Origin of the sequence: Cellulomonas sp. NPDC057328 (assembly GCF_042667215.1) — a bacterium.
Taxonomy (GTDB): Bacteria; Actinomycetota; Actinomycetes; order Actinomycetales; family Cellulomonadaceae; genus Cellulomonas.
In genome coordinates, this window is record NZ_JBHUZW010000117.1 from 1 (window position 1) to 12,310 (window position 12,310).

At 76.4% G+C, this 12,310-nt stretch carries 9 protein-coding genes and 1 tRNA gene; 4 read left to right on the forward strand and 6 right to left on the reverse strand.

The window, feature by feature from the left end:
* Window positions 1–160: 160 nt before the first annotated feature.
* From rho to ACFUMH_RS16180, 4 genes are all read right to left on the reverse strand, one after another.
* Complete coding sequence (rho, locus tag ACFUMH_RS16165) at window positions 161–2,329, reverse strand: transcription termination factor Rho (protein ID WP_378207853.1); 2,169 nt, start codon at window positions 2,327–2,329, stop codon at window positions 161–163.
* Between the two features lie 377 nt (window positions 2,330–2,706).
* The gene (gene thrB / locus ACFUMH_RS16170) at window positions 2,707–3,702 is read right to left on the reverse strand and encodes a homoserine kinase (protein WP_378207856.1); all 996 of its coding nucleotides are present in this window, start codon (window positions 3,700–3,702) and stop codon (window positions 2,707–2,709) included.
* 3 nt (window positions 3,703–3,705) lie between these two features.
* Window positions 3,706–4,797, reverse strand: a complete 1,092-nt coding sequence (gene thrC / locus ACFUMH_RS16175) for a threonine synthase (protein ID WP_378207859.1) — start codon at window positions 4,795–4,797, stop codon at window positions 3,706–3,708.
* A gap of 106 nt (window positions 4,798–4,903) precedes the next feature.
* The gene (locus tag ACFUMH_RS16180) at window positions 4,904–6,223 is read right to left on the reverse strand and encodes a homoserine dehydrogenase (protein WP_378207862.1); all 1,320 of its coding nucleotides are present in this window, start codon (window positions 6,221–6,223) and stop codon (window positions 4,904–4,906) included.
* A gap of 150 nt (window positions 6,224–6,373) precedes the next feature.
* Between ACFUMH_RS16180 and ACFUMH_RS16185 the strand changes: the two genes are divergently transcribed.
* Window positions 6,374–7,096: a hypothetical protein gene (locus ACFUMH_RS16185; protein ID WP_378207865.1), complete on the forward strand. Its 723-nt coding sequence runs from the start codon at window positions 6,374–6,376 to the stop codon at window positions 7,094–7,096.
* 60 nt (window positions 7,097–7,156) lie between these two features.
* Window positions 7,157–7,867, forward strand: coding sequence for a heme oxygenase (biliverdin-producing) (locus ACFUMH_RS16190; protein ID WP_378207868.1), 711 nt, complete (start codon window positions 7,157–7,159; stop codon window positions 7,865–7,867).
* Between the two features lie 60 nt (window positions 7,868–7,927).
* Here the strand turns inward: ACFUMH_RS16190 and lysA are convergent, their stop codons facing one another.
* Both lysA and argS read right to left on the reverse strand, forming a co-directional pair.
* Entirely contained in the window at window positions 7,928–9,343 is a 1,416-nt protein-coding gene (lysA, locus tag ACFUMH_RS16195; protein ID WP_378207871.1) for a diaminopimelate decarboxylase, read from the reverse strand.
* Entirely contained in the window at window positions 9,340–11,019 is a 1,680-nt protein-coding gene (gene argS / locus ACFUMH_RS16200) for an arginine--tRNA ligase (RefSeq protein WP_378207874.1), read from the reverse strand. Before argS ends, lysA begins: the two co-directional genes overlap by 4 nt.
* Window positions 11,020–11,270: 251 nt before the next feature.
* On the opposite strand from argS, the gene ACFUMH_RS16205 reads away from it, so the two are divergent.
* Window positions 11,271–11,924: a FadR/GntR family transcriptional regulator gene (locus tag ACFUMH_RS16205; protein WP_378207877.1), complete on the forward strand. Its 654-nt coding sequence runs from the start codon at window positions 11,271–11,273 to the stop codon at window positions 11,922–11,924.
* 285 nt (window positions 11,925–12,209) lie between these two features.
* Window positions 12,210–12,285: transfer RNA gene (locus tag ACFUMH_RS16210), tRNA-Arg, on the forward strand.
* Window positions 12,286–12,310 lie beyond the last annotated feature (25 nt).

Consider the following 12,310-nt stretch of genomic DNA (forward strand, 5'->3'; position numbering starts at 1 on the left):
ACAGTCGCCAGGCTGTGCCTGGCGACCAGCGCGCTACGCGAGTCGTCCCTCATCGGAATCGAGGGCGAACGTGGTGTTCCTATGTGGTTGTAGGAACACCACGGCGTTCATCGGTCGCTGTTTGAGATGCCGCTGGCGCGACGCCTCGCGTTTACGCAGGTCAGACGACCTTGCCGACGCCCTCCTCGAGGGCGGGGCCGTTGTGGCCCGGCGTCGTCTTCTGCACCTGCAGGAGGAACTCGACGTTCGACTTCGTCTCGCGCAGCTTGCCGAGCAGGAGCTCGATGGCCTGCTGCTGGTCGAGCGCGCCGAGCACGCGACGGAGCTTGTAGATGATCTTCAGCTCGTCGCTGCTCATCAGCACCTCCTCGCGGCGCGTGCCGGACGCGTTGACGTCGACCGCGGGGAAGATCCGCTTGTCGGCGAGGCCGCGCGACAGGCGCAGCTCCATGTTCCCGGTGCCCTTGAACTCCTCGAAGATGACCTCGTCCATCTTCGAGCCCGTCTCGACCAGGGCCGAGGCGAGGATCGTCAGCGAGCCGCCGTTCTCGATGTTGCGCGCCGCGCCGAAGAACCGCTTCGGCGGGTAGAGCGCCGAGGCGTCCACACCACCGGAGAGGATGCGGCCCGACGCCGGGGCGGCGAGGTTGTAGGCCCGCGACAGGCGCGTCAGCGAGTCGAGCAGCACGACGACGTCCTGGCCGAGCTCGACCAGGCGCTTCGCACGCTCGATCGCGAGCTCGGCGACCACCGTGTGGTCCGAGGCAGGACGGTCGAACGTCGAGGCGATGACCTCGCCCTTGACCGTCCGCTCCATGTCCGTGACCTCCTCGGGGCGCTCGTCGACGAGCACGACCATGAGGTGGACCTCGGGGTTGTTCGCGGTGATCGCGTTCGCGATCTGCTGCATGACGATCGTCTTGCCGGCCTTGGGCGGCGCGACGATGAGGCCGCGCTGCCCCTTGCCGATCGGGGCGACGATGTCGATGACGCGCGGGGTCAGGCGGCCCGGCTCCGTCTCCAGGCGCAGGCGCTCCTGCGGGTACAGCGGCGTGAGCTTGGTGAACTCCGGGCGCTGGCGGGCCAGCTCCGGGTCGACGCCGTTGACCGAGTCGAGGCGCACGAGCGCGTTGAACTTGCTGGGCCGGTTGCCCTGCGGCTGCGGGTCGCCCTCGCGCGGCTGCCGCACGGCGCCGACGATCGCGTCGCCGCGGCGCAGCCCGTGCTTCTTGACCTGGTTGAGGGAGACGTACACGTCGCCCGGGCCCGGCAGGTAGCCGGAGGTGCGCACGAAGGCGTACGAGTCGAGGACGTCGAGCACGCCCGCGACGGGCAGCAGGACGTCGTCCTCGTCGAGCTCGATGTCGTCGACGCCGGGCAGCTCGCCGGCACCGCGACCGCGGCCGCGCTTGCGGTCCCGGTCCCGGTAGCGGTCGCGCGAGCGCCGGCGGCGGCCGCCGCGCTCGTCGTCGTCCTGGCGGTCGTCGCGCTGCTGGTGGTCGTCCCGCGGCTGGCGGTCGTCGCGCTGCTGGCGGTCGTCGCGCTGCGGGCGGTCGTCGCGCTGCGGGCGGTCGTCCCGGCCGGCGCGGTCGGCCTGCGCGGCCTGGCCCTCGCGGGCCTGCGACGCGCGGTCGGGCGCGCGCTCGCCCTGCTCCTCGCGGGGCGCGGCCTGGACGGGCGCACCCGCGGTCCGGCCCGCGCGGCGCGAACGGCGCTCACCGGTCACGACGCCCACGGCGTCGGCGGCACGGGCCGCGCGGTCGTCCCGCTCGTCACCGGGCGTCAGGCGCGCGTCGAGCGCGGCCTCGAGCCCGGCGAGCGCGTCGCGCGCCGGCCGCTCGGTCCGCTGCTCGTCCCGCGCACGCTCGCCCCGCGGGGCGCGCTCGGCACGCGGCGCGTCGGTGGACGGCTGGTCGGCACGGGGCTGGTCGGCACGGGGCTGGTCGGCACGGGACGCGTCGGCGACGGCCTCGTCGGCCCGGGCCTCGGCACGCGGCGCACGCTCGGCGCGCGGCGCGCGGGTCCGGCGGGGCGCGCGCTCGTCGGCGTCACCCGCGGCGTCGCCGCCGGCGGCCTCCGGCGTCTCGACGACCGCCCCGGCGCGGCGCGTGCTCGCGCGCGTCTCGAGGGCCTGCGGGCGCTCCGCGGGGCGGTCGCCCGACCGCGCGGCGGAGATGGCCTGCACGAGGTCGCCCTTGCGCATCTTGCTCGTGCCCTTGACGCCGAGCTGCGAGGCGAGCGCCTGGAGCTCCGGCAGGCGCATCGCGGAGATGCTGCCGGTGCCCGAGCCGCCGGCCGTGGTCGCGGCGGCGTCGATGGTGTCTGTCACGAAGGATCCTTCCCCCTCGGCGGGGCCCCTCCCGGTCCTCCCGGGCGGGGGTCTGCGTCCGGCCGGTGGGACCGGGCGCGGTTCTGCCACGCGCGCCGCGTACGACGGCGTCTGCCTCACGCGGGGCGGGACGTTCCCCTCGTCGTCGACTCGTGCGACCGTCCGGCGGGATCACGGGTGACGTCCGGCGACCGTCCGGGGCCGCGGACGCGGCCGGTCGGTGAGGTCGGGGTTCCGGGAGTCCGGGTTCCGCAGTCGATCCGCAGGTCGATCCACAGGGGGCCGGAGGACGAGGTCCGGGGAACGGCCCGATGCTACCACCGGGGCACCCGGCGGCGTGGCGGCTCGCCACGGGCGTCGGACCGGTGGACGACGGCTCAGTCGACCAGCGCACGCACCGTGGCGCCGTCCGGGTCGACCGGCAGCCGCAGCACGCGCCAGCCCGCCATCACGCCGCCGAACGCGTCGGCGACCGCCGCGTCGGCGTCGGTCGGGTGGACGTCGTCCCCGACACCCTCCCGCGCCGCCGTGCTCCCGGCCGCCTCGCCGGAGGTGCCCGCGCGCCGCGCGAGCGCCAGCACCGTCGGCCCCGCGCCGGACACGACCGCCGCGACGCCGCGCGCCCGGAGGGCGTCCACGAGCGCCAGCGACTCGGGCATCACCGACCGGCGGTAGCCCTGGTGCAGGCGGTCGCCCGTCGCGTCGAGCAGGAGGTCGGGCCGCCGGCCGAGCGCCTCGACGAGCAGGCCCGCACGGCCCGCCTGCCAGGCCGCGTCGGCGTGCGGGACCTGCGCGGGCAGCACGCCGCGGGCCGCGTGCGTCGACAGGTGCTGCGGCGGCACGATCGCGACGGGCGCGACGTCGGCGTGCACGGGCAGGCGCACGGCGCGCACGGCGCCGCCGTCGTCGGCCGACCACGCGAGCGTGCAGCCGCCGAGCAGCGCGGGGGCCGCGTTGTCGGGGTGCCCCTCCAGCTCGGTGGCCAGCGCGAGCACGTCGTCGTCGCCGAGCACGTCCGGGTCGCCGACCAGGCCCCGGGCCGCCAGCAGGCCCGCCACGACGGCGGCGGCCGACGAGCCGAGCCCCCGCCCGTGGGGGATCCGGTTGCGGCACACGAGGTGCAGGCCCGTCTGCGGCGCGCCCACGTGGTCGAGCGCGGCCCGCAGCGCGCGGACCACCAGGTGCCGCTCGTCGGCCGGGACCTCGCCGGCGCCCTCGCCCTCGACCTCGACGCGCACCTCGGACGAGCCGAGCGCACGCACGCCGAGGTCGTCGTGCAGGCCGAGAGCCATGCCGAGCGCGTCGAAGCCCGGGCCGAGGTTGGCGGACGTGGCGGGGACGCGGACCCGCACGTGCGCCGCGCGCAGACGCACGGGTCAGCCCAGGCCGAGCGCGTCGGCGATCGAGACGACGTCCGCGGACACCCGCACGGGGACGACCTCGCCGCCGTCGGCCGTGCGCAGCGCCCACTGCGGGTCCTTCAGCCCGTGCCCGGTGACGGTGACGACGATCCGGGCGCCGGCCGGCACCTCCCCCGCCTCGGCACGTGCGAGCAGGCCCGCGACGCCGGCCGCCGACGCCGGCTCCACGAACACGCCCGCCTCGGCGGACAGCACGCGGTGCGCGGCGAGGATCTGCTCGTCGGTGACGGCCGCGATGACGCCGCCGGAGACGTCGCGCGCCTCCTCCGCCTGCTGCCACGACGCGGGGTTGCCGATGCGGATCGCCGTAGCGATCGTCTCGGGCTGGTCGATCGGGTGACCCGCGACGATCGGCGCGGCACCCGCGGCCTGGAAGCCCCACATGACGGGCGTGCGCGTCGCGACGGCGGCCAGCGACGTGCCGGCGTCCAGGCCCGCGTACTCGCGGTAGCCCTTCCAGTACGCGGTGATGTTGCCGGCGTTGCCGACGGGCAGGACGTGCACGTCGGGCGCGTCGCCGAGGGCGTCGACGACCTCGAACGCCGCCGTCTTCTGCCCCTCGATGCGGTCGGGGTTGACCGAGTTGACCAGCTCGACGGGGTACGCCTCGGCGAGCTTGCGGGCCGCGATCAGGCAGTCGTCGAAGTTGCCGTCGACCTGCAGCAGGCGCGCGCCGTGCGCGATGGCCTGCGACAGCTTGCCCATCGCGATCTTGCCGTCCGGGACGAGCACCGCGCACAGCATCCCGGCGCGGGTGGCGTAGGCGGCCGCCGACGCGGACGTGTTCCCCGTCGACGCGCACACGACGGCCTTCGCGCCGCGGCCCGCGGCGGCCGACATCGCCGTCGTCATGCCGCGGTCCTTGAACGAGCCGGTCGGGTTCATGCCCTCGACCTTGAGGAACACCTCGGCGCCCGTGCGCTGCGACAGGACCGGCGCCGGCACGAGCGGCGTGCCGCCCTCGCCCAGCGTGACGACGCGCTCCTGGACGTGCGCGGGCAGGCGGTCGGCGTACTCGGCGATGACGCCGCGCCACTGGTGGGCCATGGGTTCCTCGGTTCGGTGCGGGCCCCGGTCGGGCGTCGGGGCGGTCGAGCAGGGGTGCGGGCTGGGGTGCGGGGCCGGCCGGCCGGCGGGTCGGTGCGGCGGCCCGTCAGAGCACGGGCAGCACGGAGACGACGCGGCGCACGACGTCGAGGGCGGCGACCGCCTCGACCGTGGCGCGCAGCGCGCGCTCCGGCGCCGTGTGCGTCGTGATGACGAGCGTCGCGAGGCGCACGTCGTCGGCGGCCGACGGGTCGACGGGCGGCGTCTGCCGGACCGCCTCGATCGAGACGTCGTGCTCGGCCAGCTCCGCGGCGACGCGCGCGAGGACGCCCGGCCGGTCGGCGACCTCGAGCCGCAGCTGGCAGCGCGTGCGGGCGTCGCCCGCGTCGAGCACCGGCAGGCCCGCGTACGACGACTCGACGGGGCCCTTGCCGCCGAGCACGCGGTGCCGCGCGACGGAGACGAGGTCGCCGAGCACGGCGGACGACGTGGGCGCTCCCCCGGCGCCGCGGCCGTAGAACATGAGCTCGCCGGCGGCCTCCGCCTCGACGAAGACGGCGTTGAACGCGCCGCGTACGTTCCCGAGCGGGTGGTCCGACGGCACGAGCGCGGGGTGCACGCGCACGAGCACGCCGCTGCCGTCCGCCGCGCGCTCCGCCACCGCGAGCAGCTTGACGACGTGCCCGGTGCGGGCGGCCCAAGCGACGTCGTCGGCGGTGACGCCGGTGATGCCGGTGCGGTCGACGTCGTCCATGCCGACGCGCGTGTGGAACGCGAGCGACGCGAGGATGGCCGCCTTCGCCGCGGCGTCGTAGCCCTCGACGTCGGCCGTCGGGTCCGCCTCCGCGTAGCCGAGCTGCTGCGCCTCGGCGACCGCGGCGTCGAGGTCGAGGCCGTCGGTGGCCATGCGGTCGAGCACGTAGTTGGTCGTGCCGTTGACGATGCCCAGCACGCGGCGCACCGTGTCGCCCGCGAGCGACTCGCGCACCGGGCGGACGATCGGGATGGCGCCCGCGACGGCGGCCTCGAAGTACAGGTCCACGCCGGCGGCGTCGGCGGCCGCGTACAGGGTGGGGCCGTCCTGCGCGAGCAGCGCCTTGTTCGCCGTCACGACGGACGCGCCGTGCTCGACGGCGCGCAGCAGCAGCGTGCGGGCCGGCTCGACGCCGCCCATCAGCTCGACGACGACGTCGGCCTTCTCGACGAGCGACGTGGCGTCGGCCGTGAGCAGCGCGCGGTCGACGACCGGGTCGCGCGGCGCGTCGACGTCCCGCACGGCGACGCCGACGAGCTCGAGGGGCGCGCCGGCGCGGGCGGCCAGGTCGTCGGCCTCCGTCACCAGGCGCCGCACGACCTCCGTGCCGACGACGCCGCAGCCGAGGACGGCGACGCGCAGGGGCGGGTGGGCGGACGACGGGTGCGGCACGTCTGCTGCCTCTCGTGGTGCGGGCGGAGGGCCCGGCCGGCGGGGGCCGGGCCGGGCGGCCCCAGGATAGGGGTGCCCCGGCCGGCGCCGTCCGGGTGTCCGCGCGGGACCCCCTCGACGCGGGCGCGCCCCCCGGAGGAGGCTGGCGCGGTGACCGGCGAACGCCTGTACCCCGTGCTCACCTTCCCCGACCTCGACGAGGCGCTCGACTTCTACGCCGCCCTCGGCTTCCGCACGACGTACCGCCAGCTGCGCCCGTACGCGTCCGGCGTCGTGCAGCGCGACGACATGGCGATCCACCTGAGCGGCGTCGACGGCTACGACCCGGCGGCGTCCCTGGGCAGCGCGATCGTGGTCGTGCCGGACGCGGGCGCGCTCTACGCGTCCTTCGCCGCCGGCCTGCGCGAGCGCTACGGACGGCTGCCGTCCGCGGGCGTGCCGCGCCTGCTGCGCCCGCGGCGCAAGCAGGGCACGACGACGGGGTTCACGGTCGTCGACACGGGCGGCAACTGGCTGCGCTTCTACGGCACCGCGGACGTGGCGGACGGGGACGCCGAGGACGGTGACGGCGCCACGCGGTCGACGGGCCTGGCGCGTGCGCTCGAGGTGGCGGCGCGGCAGGGCGACGCGCGCGGCGACGAGGCGACGGCCCTGGCCGTGCTCGAGCGGGCGCTCGTGCGGCACCCCGACGGCGCGCCGGAGGACCGCGTGCGGGTGCTGCTGTACCGCGCGGAGCTGCTCGTCCGCACGGGCGACCCGGACGCGGCGCGGGCGGCGCTGGACGCGGCGACGGCTGTCCCCCTCGACGCGGCGCAGCGTGCGGCGGTGGCGGACGACCTGGCGCACGGGCGGGAGGTCGTCGGCCCGGCGTGACGCGCGCCGTCGCGCGGGCGGGTGTCGTGGGCGGGTCGACGTCTCGCCTAGTGTCCTGACGTGACGTCAGACCGCCGTCCCGTGACCGCGGGCACCAGGGCCATGGGCACCACCACGGGCGCGCCCGCCGCGCCGTCCGCCGGCGACACCCTCTCCGCCGCGCTGCGCGCCGGCACGCGCGCCGAGCACGAGACCGCCGAGCGCTCCGCGTTCGTCGAGCACCTCGTCGCCGGCCGGCTCGACGTCGCCGCCTACGCCGACCTCGCCGCGCAGCAGCTCGCGGTCTACACGGCGCTCGAGGCCGCCGGGGACCGCCTGCGCGCGGCGGGTGGCGACGCCGGTCTCGTGCTCGACGAGCTGCGGCGCGTGCCCGCCATCGAGGACGACCTCGGGCACCTGTACGGCGCCCGCTGGCGCGACCGGGTACGGACGCTGCCCGCGACGGCCGCGTACGTCTCGCGCCTCGAGGAGGTCGCCGGGCTGCCCGCCTACGCGGCGCACGCCTACACGCGCTACCTCGGCGACCTGTCGGGCGGGCAGGTGCTGCAGCGCGTGCTCCAGCGGCACCACGGGCTCACCGGCCCGGGCGTCACGTTCTACGACTTCCCGCGGATCCACCGGCTCAAGCCGTTCAAGGACGTCTACCGCGAGCGCCTCGACGCGCTCCCCCTGACGGCGGACGAGCGCGCGGCCGTCGTCGAGGAGGCACGCGTCGCCTTCCGGCTCAACCAGGCGATGTTCGCCGACCTCGGCGCGGTGCACGTGCGCTGAGCGCGGCGCGTCGGTCGGCGCTCCGCGCGGGCGCGTCGGTCGGCGCCCCGCGCGGGCGCGTCAGTCGGCGGAGACGTCCAGCGCGAGCAGGTCGTCGACGGTCTCCCGCCGCACGAGCACGCGGGAGGCGCCGTCACGCACGGCGACGACCGGCGGTCGCGTGAGCAGGTTGTAGTTCGACGCCATCGACCGCCCGTACGCGCCGGTCGCGGGCACGGCGAGCAGGTCCCCCGCCCGGACGTCGCCGGGCAGCTGCACCTCGTGCACCACGATGTCGCCGCTCTCGCAGTGCTTGCCCACGACGCGCGCGAGCAGCGGCTCGGCGTCCGACGCGCGGCCGACGACCTCGGCGTGGTACGCCGCGCCGTACAGCGCGGGCCGGATGTTGTCGCTCATGCCGCCGTCGACGGAGACGTACGTGCGCACGCGGCCGTCGTCGAGGCGGACCGGCTTGACCGTGCCGACGCGGTACAGCGTGAGGCCGGCCGGGCCGACGATCGCGCGGCCGGGCTCGATGGACAGGCGCGGCAGGTCGGTGCCGAGCGCGCGCGCCGCGTCGGCGACCGCCCGGACGACCTCGTCGGCGACGCGCACCGGGTCGATCGCCTCCTCGCCCGGCAGGTACGCGATGCCGTACCCGCCGCCGAGGTCGACCTCCTCGACGAGCACGCCCGTGCGCCCCGCGAGGTCGGCCCGCAGCGCGAGCACCTTCTGCGCGGCGACGGCGAAGCCCGACGAGTCGAGGATCTGCGAGCCGATGTGCGAGTGGATGCCGAGCAGGTGCAGCTCCGGACGCGCGACGACGCGCAGCAGCGCGGTGAGCGCGGGGCTGTCGCCGCCGTCCGGCCCGGCGGCCAGGGACAGGCCGAACTTCTGGTCCTCGTGCGCCGTGGAGATGAACTCGTGGCCGCCGGCGTGCACGCCCGTCGTCACGCGCACCATCACGGGCGCGGCGGGGGTGTCCCGGCCGTCGGCGCGCCGGGCGGCGACGAGGTCGGCCAGGTGGTCCACCTCGACGAGCGAGTCGACGATGATGCGGCCCACGCCCGCGTCGAGGGCGGCGTGCAGCTCGGCGTCCGACTTGTTGTTGCCGTGCAGCCCGACGTGCGCGCCGGGGACGCCCGCGGCGAGCGCCACCGCGAGCTCTCCCCCGCTGGCCGTGTCGACGCCGAGGCCCTCGGCGTGCACCCACCGGGCGACCGCGCGGGACAGGAACGCCTTGCCGGCGTAGTACACGTCGACCGTCGTCCCGGCCGCGGCCGCGGCGGCGCCGAACGCCTCCCGGTAGGCCCGGGCGCGGGCGCGCAGGTCCGCCTCGTCCAGGACGTACGCGGGCGTGCCGTGCTCCGCGGCGAGGGCGTGCACGTCGACGCCCGCGACGCGCAGCGTGCCGTCGGCGTCCCGCGTGACGCCCGTCGACCAGGGCGCGCCCAGGGCGGTCGCGGCGCCGTCCGCCCGCGTGCCGGCGGCGCTCACATGCGCTCCGGCGCGCTCACGCCGAGCAGGGCGAGCCCGTTGGCGATGACCTGGCGCGTGGCGTCGTTGAGCCAGAGGCGCGTGCGGTGCACGTCCGTGACGTCCTCGTCGCCGAACGGGGTGACGCGGCGCTGGTCGTACCACTTGTGGTACGCGCCGGCGAGCTCCTCGAGGTAGCGCGCGACGCGGTGCGGCTCGCGCAGCTCGGCGGCCTGCGCGACGACGCGCGGCAGCTCGGCGATCTGCCCGAGCAGGACCGCCTCGGACTCGTGGTCGAGCAGCGACGCGTCGAAGCCGTCCTCGCGGCGCACGCCGGCCTCGGCGGCGTTGCGGGCCACGGACGCGGTGCGCGCGTGCGCGTACTGCACGTAGTAGACGGGGTTCTCGTTGCTCGCCCGCGTCAGCAGGTCGAGGTCGAGGTCGATCTGCTGGTCGCTCGACGAGCGGGAGAGCGAGTACCGCGCGGCGTCCACGCCGACCGCGTCGACCAGGTCGTCGATCGTCACGACCGTGCCCGCGCGCTTGCTCATCCGCACCGGCTGGCCGTCCTTGACGAGGTTGACCATCTGGCCGATCAGGAGCTCGAGGTTCACGTGCGGCGTGTCGCCGAACGCGGCGCACACGGCCATCATCCGGCCGACGTACCCGTGGTGGTCGGAGCCGAGCATGATGACGCAGCGGTCGAAGCCGCGCTCGCGCTTGTCGAGGTAGTAGGCGATGTCGCCCGCGATGTACGCGGCCTGGCCGTCGGACTTGAGGACGACGCGGTCCTTGTCGTCGCCGAACTCGGTCGTGCGCAGCCACGTCGCGCCGTCGGCCTCGTACATGTGGCCGGCCTCGCGCAGGCGGGCCACCGCCCGCTCGACGGCGCCGGACTCGTGCAGCGCGTCCTCGTGGAAGTAGACGTCGAACTCGACCCCGAAGTCGCGCAGCGACGCCTTGATCTCGTCGAACATCAGGTCGACGCCGCGCACGCGGAACGCCTCGACCGCCGCCGCGTCGTCGAGCGTGCGGGGGTCGGGCTCGCCGGCCGCCGCGGCGTCGGCGAGGATCCGCTCGGCGATGTCGGAGATGTACTGGCCGCCGTAGCCGTCCTCCGGGGCCTCCTCGCCGCGGGCACGCGCGAGCAGGGAGCGCGCGAAGCGGTCGATCTGCGCGCCGTGGTCGTTGAAGTAGTACTCCCGCGTGACGTCGGCGCCCGAGGCCTGGAGCACGCGGGCGAGGCTGTCGCCCACGGCGGCCCACCGCACACCGCCGATGTGGATCGGGCCGGTCGGGTTCGCGGAGACGAACTCGAGGTTCACCTTGAGGCCCGCGAACGACGCGTTGTGCCCGTACCCCGCACCCTGCTCGACGACCGAGCGCGCCAGCTCGCCGGCGGCCGCCGCGTCGAGCCGGATGTTGAGGAAGCCGGGCCCGGCCACGTCGACGGCCGCGACGCCCGGGACGTCGGCGAGGCGCCGCGCCAGCTCCTCGGCGAACGCGCGCGCGTTTGTCCCGGCCTTCTTCGCCAGCTGCAGCGCGACGTTCGTCGCCCAGTCGCCGTGCTCGCGCTGGCGGGGACGCTCCAGGTGCACCTTGGCCGGCACGGCGGCCGGGTCGAGGGCGAACGTGCCGTCGTCGACGGCGTGCACGAGGGCGGCGCGCAGGGCGTCGGCGAGCTGGTCGGGAGTCACCCCCGGATCGTACCGAGCGCACCCGCGCGGCCCGGCGCGCGTTCACCCCCGGCGGACGGTGACGACGCGCACGCCGCGCCGCCCGCGGCCGGCCGGCGGGCGGGTCGGTGGGGCGGGGGCGGCGCGCCCGGACGAGGGTCTGGTCGGAACGGTTCGAGACGTGTTGACTGCATCCCCTGACGTCAGCGCGCCGCGGCCCCCGACCGGCGGCGCGCGCACCGCCGAGACACCCCCTGAGGAGGCCGCCGCCGATGGCGCGTCGCACCGGACTCATCGACACCGCCGTCGACGCCCTCCGGTCGCGCATCGCCTCGGGCGAGTGGCCCGTCGGGGCGCGGATCCCGCCCGAGCCGGCGCTCGTCACGCTGCTCGGCGTCGGCCGCAACACGGTCCGCGAGGCCGTGCAGTCCCTGGTGCACGCCGGGCTGCTCGAGCGGCGGCAGGGCTCGGGCACGTACGTGCTCTCCGCGTCCGAGCTGGCCGTGACGATGAGCCGGCAGATCGCCGACGCGCGGCAGCGCGACGTCGTCGAGGTGCGCCGCGCGCTCGAGATGGAGGCCGCGCGCCTTGCCGCCCACCGACGCACCGCGACCGACGTCGGCGAGCTCCTGCAGCACCGCGACGCCCGCGCCGAGGCCTACCGCGCGGGCGACCTCGACCGCATGGTCGCCACCGACCTGGCGCTGCACCGCACGATCGTGCGGACCGCCGGCAACCCGGTCCTGCGGTCCCTCTACGACAACCTGCTCGACGCGATCGGCGAGAACATCCGGTTCAACTTCGTCACCGACGCGCACGGGCACGACTCGCACGACGGCCTCGTCGAGGCGATCGTCGCGGGCGACGAGCAGCGGGCCGTGGCGGAGACGTCCGGCTACCTCTCGGCCCTCATCGCGGAGCGCTGACCCGACCTCCGGCGCCCGACCCTCCGGCCTCCCGGCGTCCGCCCCACCGGCCTCGCTCTCGCCGGCCCCCCTCTCGCACGCCCTCGTCCCACCGAGTGCGGCACCCTCCACCGAGTGCGGGTGGTGCACCTGCCGCGCTCGGTGGGACGTGCCGCGCTCGGCGCCGGCAGGGCGGGTCGGTGCGGGGACGGCGGGTGCGGGGACGGGTATCCCCGTGACGACGCGGGCGCCTGGCCTGGTAGTCTCGGTGCTCGCGTCGACGGCCCTGCGCCGTACGCACGCCGCGCGCCCGTAGCTCAGCGGATAGAGCGTCTGCCTCCGGAGCAGAAGGTCGAAGGTTCGAATCCTTTCGGGCGCACCACCACGAGGGCCGCACCGCCGACGGC